This window comes from Brevibacterium sp. K72, from assembly GCF_050562175.1.
Taxonomy (GTDB): Bacteria; Actinomycetota; Actinomycetes; order Actinomycetales; family Brevibacteriaceae; genus Brevibacterium; species Brevibacterium casei.
This window is the reverse complement of the sequence record NZ_CP191582.1, coordinates 1,265,515-1,279,684: the sequence shown is the minus strand read 5'-3', so window position 1 is coordinate 1,279,684 and position 14,170 is coordinate 1,265,515. Positions and strand designations below refer to the sequence as shown.

Here is a 14,170-nt window from a genome sequence, read left to right as displayed (position 1 = left end):
GTCGTGACCGCGAACCGACCGAGCACTCCCCCGAATCCGCGGGGTCGTGCATCCGGATCGGCCACCCCCGCCGACTGGAGGACGGCCTTCGCCTCCTTCGCCGAGGCGGCCCCCACCACGCACACGCCCGTGGCCCTGGGATTCGAGCTCGTCGAGGTCGTCCCCCGGTCATGGTTCGAACCCCAGCACACCACTCTGCTCACGAAAGCCGAGGTGAGCCCGGGCGCGAATCCGTCGCTCGCGATCCGGCCGCTCGTCCTCAGCGACTCCGGCAACTGGGTGAAGAAGTCGCTGAGCTGGCGCACGATCGACCGCATGACCGCCCAGTTCGGCGTCGACCCCCGCCACCAGGAGTGGTTCTCCCAGCTCGCGGGCCTGCGCACCCGGGACAAGACGGACTTCACGCCCGACGGGGCGGCGTACAACCTCGGCGATTTCCATACCTCCCTGCTCTGGGACGTCTTCAGTCACGGTGCCGAACTCGGGATCGCGTTCGTCGGGGTCAACCAGGGCATGGATGTGCGCATCGGTCGGGCGGCGAAGGCTGTCATCGACGTGCGGTCGGTGCGGGGCGGCCTGCGCGTGCAGCCGCAGGTGACGATCGACGAACGCCCTATCGCTCCGGGGCTCGCGAAGCCGATCTGGACGCACGGGTTCTTCGGCGTCGACACCCGCACCGGGTTCACGGTCACGCTGGCGCCCGCGGAGAAGGCCACGACCGCCTCGGCGCTGCCGGCCCTGTCCGCACCGGGACCGATCACGATCCCGCGCGACGACGCCGAGGAGTTCTTCGCGGAGTACTACCCGCTGCTGCGCACGAGCACCGAGGTCGTGAGCATCGACGAATCCGTCCGCTTCCCGCATTACCGGGATCCGCGGCTCACCCTCGACCTCACCTTCGGCGCGCAGGACCGGCTGAGCCTGCGCTGGTACTGGGAGTACTCGGGTCCGCGCCGGACCCTGCCGGTGCGGCAGCCCTCCGGCTCCCGGCGCGCCGACGGAACGGTCCAGCCGAACCCGGGCCCCGCCTCGGCGGGGAGGGACACCGAACTGCGCGATGTCGACCACGAGGATTCCGTCCTCGCCGAGGTCACCACCCTGCTGCAGACGTTCACCCCCTCCGACCCGGGCACGGACTTCCCGACCGCCCCGAGCGACCTCGAGCTCACCGACGCCGACACCGCCGACTTCGTCACCACGGTCCTTCCCGGGCTCGAGGAGATCGAGCACGTCCACGTCGTCACGCGCGGGAAGCGTCAGCCCTACCGTGAGCTCGGCGGGGAGCCGAGCGTGAAGATCACCTCGGTCGAGGCGGAGAAGAACGACTGGTTCGAGCTCGGCTTCCAGATCAGCATCGGCGGGAGGCCCGTGCCCTTCGTCAAGCTCTTCACCGCGCTCGCGAAGGGCCAGCGCAAGCTCAAGCTCGCCGACGACTCCTATCTCTCCCTCGAGCGTCCCGTCTTCGACCGGCTCAAGTCCCTCCTCGCCGAGGCGGACCTCATCCCCGAATGGGAACCCGAGTCCCCGAAGATCAGCCGCCTCCACGTCGGGCTGTGGTCGGAGTTCGAGGATCTCGCCGACGAGGCCGAACCCGCCGTGACCTGGCGCGAGTCCGCACAGGCCCTGCGTGATCTCGAGCATCTGCCGGCCACCGAGGTGCCCGAACTCGACGGCGTCACCCTCCGCCCGTACCAGGTGCAAGGGTTCCGCTGGCTGTCCCTCCTCCACCGGTGCCGCCTCGGCGGGATCCTCGCCGACGACATGGGGCTCGGCAAGACCGTGCAGACGCTCGCGCTCGTCGCCCACGCCCGCCGCACGGACCGCAGGACCGGGGCCGACGGCCGGACGGCACCGCCGTTCCTCGTCGTCGCCCCCACCTCGGTGGTCCCGGTGTGGGCACAGGAGGCGGCGAAGGTCACCCCTGACCTCGACGTTCGCGTCATCGGTGAGTCCCGGCGGAAGCGGAAGATCCCCCTCGCCGAGGTGGTCGCCGGGGCCGATGTCATCGTCGTCTCGTACGCGATCCTCCGGCTTGATGAGGACGAGATCGCCGCACACGAGTGGGCGGGGCTCATCCTCGACGAAGCGCAGTTCGTCAAGAACAGCACCTCCCAGGTCCATCAGGCGGCGAAGGCGGTGAGCGCCCCGTTCCGGCTCGCGCTCACGGGCACACCGCTCGAGAACTCGCTGCGGGATGTGTGGTCGCTGTTCTCGATCACCGCGCCCGGGCTCTTCCCCTCCCCGCACCGGTTCGAGGAGGAGTACGTCCGGCCGATCGAATCGGGGGAGAACCCGGGGCGGATGCAACGCCTGCAGCGGCGGATCCGCCCGTTCCTCCTGCGCCGGACGAAGGACCTCGTCGCCGCCGACCTGCCGGAGAAGCAGGAGCAGGTCATCACCGTCGAGCTCAGTCCCGCACACCGACAGCTCTACGACCGGATCCTGCAGAAGGAGCGGAAGAAGCTGCTCGGGTTCATCGACAGTGACTACGACCGGCAGCGCTTCATCGTCTTCCGCTCGCTCACGCTCCTGCGCATGCTCGCCCTCGACCCGCGCATCGTCGACGCCAAGCACGCCGACGTGCCCTCGAGCAAGCTCACCGCGCTCCTCGAGCGTCTCGACGAGGTCGTCGCCGAAGGCCACCGGTCGATCGTGTTCAGCCAGTTCACCTCGTTCCTCGACCATGTCGGCGAGGAGTTGGAGTCCCGCGGGATCCCCTACGTCGTCCTCGACGGGTCGACCCGCAACCGCGCCGAGGTGGTCGAGGCCTTCCGCACCGGCACAGCACCCGTGTTCCTCATCAGCCTCAAGGCCGGCGGGTTCGGTCTCACGCTCACCGAGGCGGACTACGTCTTCCTCATGGATCCGTGGTGGAATCCCGCCGCGGAGAATCAGGCGATCGACCGCGCCCACCGGATAGGGCAGACCGATCACGTCATCGTCTACCGCTACGTCGCCGAAGGCACGATCGAGGAGAAGGTGCTCGGCCTGCAGCGGAAGAAGGCCGAGCTCTTCGACGACCTCATGACAGACGAGCTCGCCGACCGTGACGCTCCCCTGCGCAACGCCTCAGGTCAGGCGTTCAGTCAGACGATCAGTGCCGAGGACATCCGTCAGCTCTTCGAGGGGTGAGGGCCCTGGAGGCGGGTAACGACATCTCGTCACTGCCCGTTCGGCACCAACGCCTTCTCCCCCGGCGCGGCCGGGGTGAGGATGATCTCCTCGACCATCGGGTGCTCCTCGAGGTGGCGTTCGACGGTGCGCAGGCGCACGGCGAGCTCGCTCTCCCTCGCATCGCCGACGAGGTCGACGGCCGCGACGACGAAGACCTTGCCCGAGCCGACGAACTCGACGTGGAGGTAGGTGACCTCGACGATGTCCTTGTCCGCGAGCAGGTCGGTGAGGATCATGTCGCGGATGTGCGGGGTGACGTTCTCGCCCACGAGGTACCGGCGATTGCGGTCGATGAGGACGATCGCGACGACGCCGAGGAGCACACCGACGAGGATCGACCCGATCGCGTCGAACGCGGCGATGCCGGTGATCTGGTGGAGGAGCATCGCGAGGAAAGCGATGACGAGCCCGATGAGTGCCGCGGCGTCCTCGGCGAAGACCGCCCGCAGGGTCGGGTTCGATCCCTTGAGGACATAGCGCAGGGTCGGTTGCCTCAGCTGACCGGCGCGCCTCCGCGACTGCCGGACGGACTGGAGGAACGAGAAGCCCTCGAGGACCGCGGAGATAGCGAGGACGATGTAGCCGACCGTGTAGTCGGAGTCGGCCTCGTCGACGAAGAGGGACTGGAAGCCGTGCCAGATCGAGACCGCCGAGCCGACGGTGAAGATCCCGAACGCCGCGAACATCGACCACACGTAGGCTTCGCGCCCGTACCCGAGCGGATGCGACGCATCGGCGGGCCGAGCGGCCTTGCGTTCGGCGATGAGGAGGAAGACCTCGTTGCCGGCATCCGCCCACGAGTGGGCCGCCTCGGCGACGAGGGCTGCCGATCCGGTCATCCCCGCAGCGATCGTCTTCGCGATGGCGACGGCGACGTTCGCGGCGAACGCGATGATGACGGTGATCCAGCTGCTGCCCGCGGCCTTGTGCGCCTCGGTGTCGACTCGGCCCGAACGCTCGGCCATGGCAGTTTCCTCCCCGTCGCAGGTCGTTGAGCCGTCGGTCGACTCGCAGGTGACCAGCATACGGTGAACCGCCTCGGCGAACGAGACCCTCGCCCCTCGGATCGGTAGCCAACCCGCCCTGCCGGGCGAGGGCCCGGTTCACACCCCTGTCAGCCGTGACGGAGTGAGCAGCGCATCGATCTCACCGAACTCGAGCAGACCGCGACTCTCGACGAGATCGGCGACCCGGGCATCGCCGGTGAGCGCCTCCTTCGCGAGGGCGGCCGCCGAGGCATAGCCGATGACCGGGGCGAGCGCGGTGATGACGGTGACCGACCGGGCGACGGTGTCGGCGAGCCTGGCCTCGTTCGCGGTGATCCCCTCGACGCAGTTGACCCGGAACGTCCGGCACGCGCGTTCGAGCCACGTGATCGATTGGAACAGGGAGTGCGCGATGATCGGCTCGAACGCGTTGAGCTGCAGCTGCCCCGCCTCGACGGCCATCGACACCGTGACATCGGCCCCGGCCACGGCGAACGCGACCTGTGTGACCGCCTCGGGGATGACCGGATTGACCTTGCCCGGCATGATCGACGACCCGGCCTGCCGCGGCGGCAGGCCGATCTCGCCGAGGCCGGCCTGCGGACCCGAGGAGAGCAGCCGCAGATCACCGGCGATCTTCGAGAGCTTGAGGGCGCTGCGTTTGAGTGCGGCCGAGAACGTCACGAACGCCCCCGTGTCACTCGTCGACTCGACGAGGTCACCGGCCGTGACGAGGTCGAGTCCAGTGACCGTGCGCAGGTGCCGGATGACCGCGTCCCGGTAGCCGACCGGGGCGTTGATCCCCGTCCCGATCGCCGTCGCCCCCATATTCACCTCGCCGAGGAGGCCGACCGCCTCGTCGAGCCGGTCGATCTCCTCCCGCAGGGTCACGGCGAAGGCCGTGAACTCCTGCCCGAGCGTCATCGGCACGGCGTCCTGGAGCTGGGTGCGCCCGACCTTGACGATGTGCGCGAACTCGGCACCCTTGGCCGCGAACGCCTCGGCGAGGAGGCTGAGTTCGCGGGTCAGCGACGTGAGCGAGAAGGCGAGCGCGATCTTCACCGCCGTCGGGTAGGTGTCGTTCGTCGACTGGCTGCGGTTCGTGTGATCGTTGGGGTTGAGGTGCGCGTAGTCGCCCTTCTCCCACCCGCCGATTTCGAGGGCGCGGTTCGTGACCACCTCGTTGACGTTCATGTTCGTCGAGGTCCCGGCCCCGCCCTGGACGACCCCGACCGTGAACTCATCGAGGAGCTCACCTGCCTTGATCTCCTCGCACGCAGCGTCGATGAGGCCTGAGCGCTCCGCGTCGAGGGCGCCGATCTCGAGGTTCGCCCGTGCGGCGGCCTGCTTGACGCAGGCGAAGGCGCGGACGAACTCCGGGTAGACGGAGATCGGGCGGGCGGCGATGGGAAAGTTCTCCATCGCCCGTGCCGTGTGGACGCCCCAGTAGGCGTCGGCGGGGATCTCGAGGCTGCCGAGCGCATCGGTCTCGGTGCGGGTGGCGCCTTCGCCGAGGCGGGCGGTCATCCCGCCGCCTCGAGCAGTTCCGCGGTCGCGGACTCACCGGGGCGGGTCGTGCCGGGGAGACCGGCGGCCGCACCCTCGTCAGCCGCACCGTCGTTGACCGCCCGGTCGGAGGCCGTCGGCGTAAAGTCGCGGTACATCCGCTGGATCCCGATCTGGTCGGCGAGGTACTTCGCGTCGTGCCAGACACCCCAGATGAAGCTCGAGCCCCTCCTGGACAGCCACGGCAGGCCGAGGAAGTAGACCCCGGGCACCGGGGTGACGCCGCGCTGCTGGACGGGGTAACCGCGCTCGTCGAGGACCCCGGGCACGTCGAGCCACGTGTAGTCGACGCCGAACCCGGTCGCCCAGATCACCGTGCGCACACCCGCCTCGGCGAGGTCGAGTTCGCGGATCGGATTCCGCACACCCTCGGGGTCGGGCCCGAGTTCGTGTGCTTCGGGCTCCTCCGGCAAGTCGAGGCCGTTGCGCTCGATAAAATCATCGGCGGCCCGGAGCAGGGAGAGGTAGTTCTCGTCCCCGCGGGCGATGTTCTCGCCGAGGTCGTCGCCGACGAAGAGAGTTCCATCCGAGAAGCCGTTCGCCCGTCCGAGCAGGGTGATTCCTGAGGCCTCGAGGTCGCGGAAGTCGACGGTGTGGCCGCCGCGGGCACCGCTGACGGCGATCGTCACATGGTCGGCTCCGACCGGCGGCGCCGCGAGGTCCCAGAGGCCGAGCGCTCCGAGCCACCAGCAGAAGTCCCGGCCGCGGTAGGAGCGCGGCGGCCGGTCGTGGGGTCCGACGGCGAGGTGGACCTTCCGGCCCGAGGCCTGGATCTCGGCGGCGATCTGGACCCCGGAGGAGCCGGCACCGACGACGAGGACCCCACCGTCGTCGAGCTGCTCGGGGTTCTTGTACGCGTTTGAGTGCAGCTGGGTGAGACCCGCCTCGGCGGGGATGATCGCGGGGACGTTGGGCACCTGGAACGGTCCGGTGGCGGCGACGACGTAGTCCGCGTCGATCGTCCCGGTGTCGGTCTCGACGCGGTAGCCGGGCGCTCCGTCGAGCGCCTTCACCGAGGTGACCGTGACCCCGGTGCGCACCGGCAGGCGTTTGCGGTCGACGAGGGTCTGGAAGTAGTCGGCGACCGCGGTTTTCGTCGCGAACGCCTCGGGGTCGGTGTCCTCGAACTCCTGGGTGGGGAACCGGTCGTGCCAGGCGGGGCCGTTGGCGACGAGGGAGTCCCAGCGGCGGGTCCGCCATGCCTCGGCGACGCGGTCGCGTTCGAGGACGATGTGGGGGACGCCCTGGGACTGGAGGTGCTCGCTCATCGCGATTCCGGCTTGTCCGCCGCCGACGATGACGACCTCTGTGGTTTCTGCGGCTCTCTGAGGCATGGGTGCCCTTTCTCCGGCCCGCATCCGGTGACGGGTGCGGGGTGTGCGTCGTTGCTGTCCGGGCCGAACGTCGTCGTCGCCCTTCGCCTTTCCAGCAAACCGCAGGCCAGAGTGCCGATGCCAATAGTCGTTGACGGACCACTGCATCTACTGGGCAGATGCAATGGTCGAATCCCCATCGTTTCAGGGGATGATGGTCGCCTACTCCGGGGCCGCCTCGGCGAGGATCGACCGGGCAGCGGCGGTGACGGCCTGCGCCTTCGCCGTCGTCCCCGAGCGGGAGAGCGTCGAGGTGACGACGTGGAGGCTCGGGGCGGGGTCGGCGATCTCGAGGATCACCGTCCGCTCACCGGTGTAGGTCTCGGCGATCCGCGGGCGCTGGTTGAGGATCGAATAGCCGAGCCCCATCGCGACCATCGAGCGCACGGTCTCGTAGCTCGAGCTGCGGTGCTTGACCCGGGGCGTGATCCCGCCGGAACGGAGGATGCTGAGGAAGTACTCGCGGCTGTCGGGGAGGTCGAGGAGGACGAGCGGGTCGTCGTCGAGGTCGGCCAGGCGGACCTCGGTGCGGCCGGCGAGGCGGTGATCGGTGCCGACGATGAGGTGCGGGCGGACCGTGCCGACGCGCTCGGCGGCGATGCCGTCGTTCTCGGTGAGGTCGTAGTTGAGGGCGATCTCGGCGCGCCCGCTGCGCAGGGCGGCGAGGCACTCCTCGTGGTCGCCCTCGACGACCTCGACGGTGAGCTCGGGATGCTCGGCCTCGAGCGCGCCGAGGAGCTGCGGGAGGAGGAACGGGGCGATGGTCTTGAAGCACGCGAGGACGATCGTGCCGCGGACCTCCTTCTGCCCGGCCTGGATCGTCTCGACGGCGTCGGTGATGAGCCCGAAGATCTGCCGCGTCTCCTGGAGCAGGCTCTCCCCCGCCGAGGTGAGGACGAGCCCCTTCGAGTGCTGCCGGACGAAGAGCGGGGCGCCGAGCGCCTTTTCGAGCTGGTTGATCGCCGTCGACACCGCCGACTGGGCGATGTGGAGCTCCTGGCTCGCCGTCGTCATGTTGAGCGTCTTCGCGCATTCGACGAAGTACGTCAGCTGCGTGAGCGTGATCGGGAATCTGTGGACCATACCGGCCTCCTCGCCGTCGTCATCTGTTTTCCAGATGAGCTGTCTAGATAATAACTATTTCACAGATGAAGCGTGGGTTCCCAGAATGGAGGTCAGCACAGCCGCACTCGACGAGGAGAGACGATGACCGCACCGACGCACACCCGACTGCGCATGTTCAACACGAAGGACACGTACCCCGAGCAGAACCTCGACAACGATCTCTGCCAGGCCGTCGTCGCCGGCGGAGTCGTCTACCTCCGCGGGCAGATCGGCCAGGACCTCGAGACCCGCAAATCGGTGGGCATCGGCGACGTCGTCGCACAGACGGAGAAGGCGATGGCGAACATCGCGATGCTCCTCGCCGAGGCGGGCAGCCGGCTCGAGGACATCGTCAAGGTCACCGTCTACATCGTCGATCCCCGCTACCGCGAGGACGTCTACCGGACGATGGGCACATGGCTGCAGGGCGTCTTCCCCGTCTCGACGGGCATCGTCGTCCAGGCCCTCGCCCGCCCCGAGTGGCTCGTCGAGATCGACGCGACCGCCGTCATCAGCGACCCCGACACCGGGGAGGCGCCGCGTGCTGTCCGTGCCGAGTCCTCCCTCGCCGAGGTGGCACCCTCCCCCGCCGAGGTGGCCCGATGACCTTCTCCCTCCTCCTCCACGACCCGGCCACCGGGGAGTTCGGCGCCGCGATCTCGTCGTCGTCTCCGGCCGTCGCCGCCCGCTGCCTCACCCTGTCCGACGGCGTCGGCGGCGTGAACTCCCAGAACATCACCGACCCGCGCCTGGGTCCGGCGATCGTCGCCGAGATGGCCGCCGGGGCCTCTGCGCAGACGGCGCTCGACGCCGTCGTCGCGGCGAGTGATCCGGAGACGATCGCCTACCGACAGCTGCTCGTCATCGACGCGAACGGGCAGACCGCCGCGCATTCGGGCACGGAGGCGCTCGGGATCTTCGGCGCCCGCACGGAACGCAACGCGGTCGCCGGGGGCAACATGCTCGCCTCGCTCGAGGTCCTCGACGCCTTCGTCAAGACCGCGCTGGCAGCGACCGGTCGGATCGAGGAGCGACTCTTCGCCGGCTTCGAGGCGGCGATGGCCGCCGGCGGTGAAGCCGGACCGGTCCACTCCGCGGGACTTGCCGTCGTCGGCGACGCCGGGTGGCGGGTGACCGATCTGCGCGTCGACTGGGCCGAGGACGACCCGATCGGGGAACTCGGCCGCCTCCTCGACATCTGGATGCCCCAACGCGAGGACTACATCACCCGCGGACTCGCCCCTGCCGCGTCCCCGTCCTACGGCGTGCCCGGAGACGACCGATGAATCCGTCGACCGTCACGTCCTCGGGGGCGACACCCGGCCAGTCGACTGAGGCCGCTGGCTTCGCGACCGCCTCTGCCGCCTCGGCGGGGACCTCGTGGTCGCCTCCGATCCGGATCGCGGACCCTGCGCTCAAGGAGCGGATCGCCGAGCGCATCGCCGAGGTGACCGAGCCCCTCATCGCGCTCTCGACCTCCCTCCACGACGATCCTGAGCTCGGGTGGCAGGAGCACCGGTCGTCCGCCTCGGTGGCCGACGTCCTCACCGCCCACGGGTTCGCCGTCGAACGCCCCTATCTCGGGTTCGAGACCGCCCTGCGGGCGACGTTCGGCACCGGGGAGTTCACGGTCGGGTTCCTCGCCGAGTACGACGCGCTGCCCGGGCTCGGGCACGCGTGCGGGCACAACCTCATCGCCGCAATGAGCGTCGGCGGGGCGATCGGACTCGCCGCCGTCGCCGACGAGCTCGGCCTCACGGTCGAGGTCATCGGCACTCCCGCCGAGGAGGGCGGCGGCGGGAAGATCGAGCTGCTCGACCGCGGAGCGTTCACCGAACTCGACTTCGCCCTCATGGCCCATCCCGCCCCCGTCGACGTCGCCGAGGCGCGGCCGTTCGCGGTCGCCCACTGGCACGTCGAGTACACCGGTCGGGCCGCGCATGCCGCGGCGTATCCCGAGCGCGGCGTCAATGCCAACGATGCGTTCCTTATCGCGCAGACGGCGATCGGCCTGCTCCGACAGCAGCTGCCGCCGAGCGTGCGCGTCCACGGCGTGATGACGAACGGCGGGGAGGCGCCCAATGCGATCCCCGAGAAGACCGAGGGCCGCTGGTATGTGCGGGCGGAGACGACCGAGGAGCTCCTCGCCGTCGAGCAGCGGGTCATCGACTGCTTCGAGGCCGGGGCCCTGGCCAGCGGCGCGAGACTGACGATCACCCCCGAGAGCCGTCGGTACGCGGAGATGCGCACCGATGAGGTCGCGCTCGAGGCCTACCGGGCGAACGCCTCGGCGCTCGGTCGGTCCTTCGACGTCGACCCCGCCGAGGCGAAGATGAACCGCGCGTCGACGGACATGGGCAACGTCTCCCAGGTCGTCGACGCCATCCACCCCTACATCGGCGTCGGCGGCGCGGCGAGCAACCACCAGGCCGCATTCGCCGACGCCTGCGTCGGGCCGCTCGCGGAGAAGGCGCTCGTCGACGGTGCCACCGCCCTGGCATGGACGGCCGCCGACGTCGCCGCCGCCCGCGGCACATCTGAACTCACCGCCACACGCACCTGCGACCTCGACGCCGCGACAGGCCTGAACCCACCGACGCGGTGAACCGACAAAAACGCGGTCTGCATACCGCGTAACTGTCGGCTCACCGCGTCGAAGCCACCACCGATTCCAATGGAGGACATCGACATGACTGGCACAACACCCGTCCACAGCTCTGCCCTGACCCAGAAGAAGGGTCTGCAGAAGAGCATCGTCGCCGGATCGATCGGTGTCCTCGTGCACTGGTTCGACTGGGCCGTCTACGCGTACATGGCGACGACGATCGCCGCGATCTTCTTCCCCGAATCGGACAGGACGGCAGGGCTGCTCGCGACCTTCGCGGTCTTCGCCGTCTCGTTCCTCGTCCGTCCGCTCGGAGCGATCCTCTTCGGCCGCCTCGGCGACAAGCTCGGACGGAAGCTCACGCTCTCCGTCGTCATCCTCTCGATGGCGGTGTCGACGCTCGTCCTCGGTATCCTTCCGACCTACCAGACGATCGGGGTGCTCGCCCCGATCCTCCTCATCCTCACCCGCATCGTCCAAGGACTGGCGGCGGGCGGCGAGTTCGGAAGCGCCGCGGCGTTCCTCGGTGAGTTCTCACCACGGAACCGCCGAGGCTTCGGCTGCAGCTGGCTCGAATTCGGCTCGCTTCTCGGGTTCCTCCTCGCCTCGTTCGCCGTCTACCTCCTCAACGTGGCGCTCACCCCGGAGCAGATCACCGAATGGGGATGGCGGATTCCGTTCCTCATCACCGTGCCGCTCGGCTTCGTCGGCCTCTACATCCGCAGGAAGATCGAGGACACCCCTGAGTTCGAGGCACTGCAGAAGATGGAGACCGTCGCCCAGTCCCCTCTGCGCGAGGTCTTCAAACGCAACCCGAAGGAATTCATCCAGACCTGCGGGATGGAGATCTTCATGAACGTGACGTTCTACGTCGTCCTCGTCTACCTGCTCACCTACCAGGAGACGAGCCTCGGCTTCGACGCCGGACGCGCCGCTCTCCTCTCGACCCTGGCCTCGGCGCTCGGACTCATCATCGTCCCGCTCGCCGGCATCGCGTCGGACCGGTGGGGACGCAAACCTGTGCTCATGACCGCGGCCGTCGCACTCACCGTCCTCTCTGTGCCGTTGTTCATGCTCATGGGCGTGCGCAGCGACTGGGCGGCATTCGCATCGACCTTCGGGCTCGCCTTCATCCTCGCGATCATCCTCGGCACGCATGCCGCCACCGTCGTCGAGCTATTCCCGACGCGGACCCGACAGACCGGTCTCTCGATCGCCTACGCCATCACTGCGGCGCTCTTCGCCGGCACCGCCCCGTATGCGCTCACGTGGCTCATCGACCGCACCGGCAGCACGCTCAGCCCTGGATTCTTCCTCGCCGTCGTCGGAGTCATCGGCATCGTCACGGTCGCCTCGATCCCTGAGACCCGCGGCGTCGACCTCCTCAAGGACTCAGACAAGCTCACGGACACCGACGACCCAACCACCCACCACCCCGAGTCGACCGCCGCCGAGGCGAAGACCGCCTCGGCGACCGACTGAAGACCCACCAACGCGGTGATCCGACAAAAACGCGGTCTGCACACCGCGTAATTGTCGGCTCACCGCGTCGAAGCCACGGAACACACGAAGGAGCACCACCATGACCGACACACTCACCCGCACCCCCGCCGCCGAGGAGTGGCGGACGAAGGCGGCCGCGCTCACCTTCGACGGGCGGCCCGTCATCGACGGCGCGCGCGTCGACGCCCAGTCCGGGCAGACCCACGCGAAGACGAACCCGGCGACCGGCGAGGTCATCTCGACCCTCCACCTCGGCGATGGCGCCGACGTCGACCGTGCGGTGGCAAGCGCCCGCCGGGCCTACGACGACGGAAGCTGGTCGAGGGCCTCGGCGACGGACCGGCGGGAGGTGCTCCTGCGCCTCGCCGATCTCATCGAGGCCCGGGCCGACGAGTTCGCGCTCCTCGACACCCTGGACATGGGCAAGCCGATCGGCGAGTCCTCGACGATCGACGCCCCCGGAGCGGCCGCCCTCTTCCGGTTCTACGGCGAGGCGATCGAGAAGGTCTCCGACGAGATACCGGCGACCCCGAGCGGATCGACGGCCCTCGTCACCCGCGAACCGCTCGGTGTCATCGGCGTCATCGTGCCGTGGAACTACCCGCTCGAGATCGCGACGTGGAAGATCGCGCCCGCCCTGGCGGCCGGCAACTCCCTCGTCGTCAAGCCTCCGGTCGAGGCCTCGCACTCGACGCTGCTCCTCGCCGAGCTCGCCGTCGAAGCCGGTCTGCCGGCCGGTGTGCTCAACGTCGTGCCCGGTCGCGGCTCGGTCGTCGGCACGGCGTTGGGCCGGCACATGGACGTCGACATGCTCGCGTTCACCGGCTCCACCGCCGTGGCCAAGCAGCTCCAGGTCTACGCCGGGGAGTCGAATATGAAGCGCCTCGCCCTCGAAGCCGGCGGCAAGAGCGCAAACGTCATCTTCGCCGACACCGACTATCTCGAGGTCGCCGCGCAGAAGGCGGCGTTCGGGGCGTTCTACAACCAGGGCGAAGTGTGCTCGGCGACCTCGCGGATCTTCGTCGAACATCCCGTCTACGACGAGTTCGTCAGCCTCCTCACCCGCGCCGCGGAGTCGTACCAGCCCGGCGATCCGCTCGATCCGGACACCGCGATCGGCTCGCTCGTCTCCGAGAGGCACGCCGAGGAGGTGTGGGAGTGCGTCGAGCAAGCGCGCGCCGATGGGACGATCGTCGCCGGCGGCGAGCGCCCGGCGATCAACGGGATGACGACGTTCATCACCCCGACCGTCGTCACCGGCCTGCCCGCCGACCACCGGCTCCACGAGCACGAGATCTTCGGGCCCGTCGCCCTCGTCACCCCGTTCGACTCCGAGGACGAGGCGATCGCGAAGGCGAACAAGACCCCGTACGGTCTCGCCGCGGCACTGTGGACCGGCAGCATGGCCCGCGCCCACCGGGTGGCCTCCCGCCTCGTCGCGGGCACGGTCTCGGTCAACACCGTCGACGCGCTCGGCTTCACGACGCCCTTCGGCGGCTTCAAGCAGTCCGGTTTCGGCCGTGACCTCTCGATCCACGCGCTCGAGAACTACACGGATCTCAAGACCACCTGGCTGCAGTGGGGGTGAGGGGCGCCTGTCGGCCCCGACGCTGCGCACGCTCCAGCACGGTGAACCCGCACCAGCACGGCGCATAGACCGTGCTGGTGCGGGTTCGCCGTGCTGACAATGCGGCGCCCGGGCATGCCGCCGCGTCCACGCTCCCAACCATCTGTTTTTCAGATGCACTTGAGAACGAGAAACTATTTCACTTATGGGCCGGTGGGTGAAAGCATGAATGGACAAGGTGATCCACACCACCTCGATCACTGCTTCCCCGGCTCGGCAGTCGCGGCCACCA

General features: G+C 69.0%; 10 protein-coding genes. 6 read left to right on the top strand and 4 right to left on the bottom strand.

Translation table 11 applies throughout. From position 1 onward, the window contains the following. Positions 1 to 3 precede the first annotated feature (3 nt). A complete protein-coding gene (locus ACQ1RG_RS05680; protein WP_430600662.1) occupies positions 4 to 3,132 on the top strand; it encodes a DEAD/DEAH box helicase in 3,129 nt (1,042 codons plus the stop codon). A 29-nt stretch (positions 3,133 to 3,161) separates the two neighbouring features. Here ACQ1RG_RS05680 and ACQ1RG_RS05675 read toward each other — a convergent pair whose 3' ends face one another. From ACQ1RG_RS05675 to ACQ1RG_RS05660, 4 genes are all read right to left on the bottom strand, one after another. Then, on the bottom strand, positions 3,162 to 4,139 hold the full coding sequence (locus ACQ1RG_RS05675) for a cation diffusion facilitator family transporter (RefSeq protein ID WP_430600661.1): 978 nt from the start codon (positions 4,137 to 4,139) through the stop codon (positions 3,162 to 3,164). A 138-nt stretch (positions 4,140 to 4,277) separates the two neighbouring features. Then, positions 4,278 to 5,687: an aspartate ammonia-lyase gene (locus tag ACQ1RG_RS05670; protein WP_430600660.1), complete on the bottom strand. Its 1,410-nt coding sequence runs from the start codon at positions 5,685 to 5,687 to the stop codon at positions 4,278 to 4,280. Then, positions 5,684 to 7,060: a flavin-containing monooxygenase gene (locus ACQ1RG_RS05665; protein ID WP_430600659.1), complete on the bottom strand. Its 1,377-nt coding sequence runs from the start codon at positions 7,058 to 7,060 to the stop codon at positions 5,684 to 5,686. The genes ACQ1RG_RS05670 and ACQ1RG_RS05665 overlap by 4 nt, the downstream gene beginning before the upstream one ends. Before the next feature lie 201 nt (positions 7,061 to 7,261). After that, the gene (locus ACQ1RG_RS05660) at positions 7,262 to 8,182 is read right to left on the bottom strand and encodes a LysR substrate-binding domain-containing protein (protein ID WP_119297191.1); all 921 of its coding nucleotides are present in this window, start codon (positions 8,180 to 8,182) and stop codon (positions 7,262 to 7,264) included. 123 nt (positions 8,183 to 8,305) lie between these two features. Here ACQ1RG_RS05660 and ACQ1RG_RS05655 point away from each other — a divergent pair, with 123 nt between their 5' ends. From ACQ1RG_RS05655 to ACQ1RG_RS05635, 5 genes are all read left to right on the top strand, one after another. Next, positions 8,306 to 8,809 carry a RidA family protein gene (locus ACQ1RG_RS05655; protein ID WP_430600658.1) on the top strand — a complete coding sequence of 168 codons (504 nt, stop codon included), beginning with the start codon at positions 8,306 to 8,308 and terminating at the stop codon, positions 8,807 to 8,809. Next, on the top strand, positions 8,806 to 9,489 hold the full coding sequence (locus ACQ1RG_RS05650) for a DUF1028 domain-containing protein (RefSeq protein ID WP_430600657.1): 684 nt from the start codon (positions 8,806 to 8,808) through the stop codon (positions 9,487 to 9,489). The genes ACQ1RG_RS05655 and ACQ1RG_RS05650 overlap by 4 nt, the downstream gene beginning before the upstream one ends. Beyond that, positions 9,486 to 10,808 carry a M20 family metallopeptidase gene (locus tag ACQ1RG_RS05645; RefSeq protein ID WP_430600655.1) on the top strand — a complete coding sequence of 441 codons (1,323 nt, stop codon included), beginning with the start codon at positions 9,486 to 9,488 and terminating at the stop codon, positions 10,806 to 10,808. The genes ACQ1RG_RS05650 and ACQ1RG_RS05645 overlap by 4 nt, the downstream gene beginning before the upstream one ends. 84 nt (positions 10,809 to 10,892) lie before the next feature. Beyond that, positions 10,893 to 12,290 carry an MFS transporter gene (locus ACQ1RG_RS05640; protein ID WP_430600654.1) on the top strand — a complete coding sequence of 466 codons (1,398 nt, stop codon included), beginning with the start codon at positions 10,893 to 10,895 and terminating at the stop codon, positions 12,288 to 12,290. 100 nt (positions 12,291 to 12,390) lie between these two features. Next, complete coding sequence (locus tag ACQ1RG_RS05635) at positions 12,391 to 13,899, top strand: aldehyde dehydrogenase (protein WP_430600653.1); 1,509 nt, start codon at positions 12,391 to 12,393, stop codon at positions 13,897 to 13,899. Positions 13,900 to 14,170: the final 271 nt, after the last annotated feature.

Excerpts from the sequence above, each read along its gene's own strand:
- ACQ1RG_RS05675 (WP_430600661.1), bottom strand. The coding sequence starts at position 4,139 with ATGGCCGAGCGTTCGGGCCGAGTCGACACCGAGGCGCACAAGGCCGCG.
- ACQ1RG_RS05670 (WP_430600660.1), bottom strand. The coding sequence starts at position 5,687 with ATGACCGCCCGCCTCGGCGAAGGCGCCACCCGCACCGAGACCGATGCG.
- ACQ1RG_RS05665 (WP_430600659.1), bottom strand. The coding sequence starts at position 7,060 with ATGCCTCAGAGAGCCGCAGAAACCACAGAGGTCGTCATCGTCGGCGGC.
- ACQ1RG_RS05660 (WP_119297191.1), bottom strand. The coding sequence starts at position 8,182 with ATGGTCCACAGATTCCCGATCACGCTCACGCAGCTGACGTACTTCGTC.
- ACQ1RG_RS05655 (WP_430600658.1), top strand. The coding sequence starts at position 8,306 with ATGACCGCACCGACGCACACCCGACTGCGCATGTTCAACACGAAGGAC.
- ACQ1RG_RS05650 (WP_430600657.1), top strand. The coding sequence starts at position 8,806 with ATGACCTTCTCCCTCCTCCTCCACGACCCGGCCACCGGGGAGTTCGGC.
- ACQ1RG_RS05645 (WP_430600655.1), top strand. The coding sequence starts at position 9,486 with ATGAATCCGTCGACCGTCACGTCCTCGGGGGCGACACCCGGCCAGTCG.
- ACQ1RG_RS05640 (WP_430600654.1), top strand. The coding sequence starts at position 10,893 with ATGACTGGCACAACACCCGTCCACAGCTCTGCCCTGACCCAGAAGAAG.
- ACQ1RG_RS05635 (WP_430600653.1), top strand. The coding sequence starts at position 12,391 with ATGACCGACACACTCACCCGCACCCCCGCCGCCGAGGAGTGGCGGACG.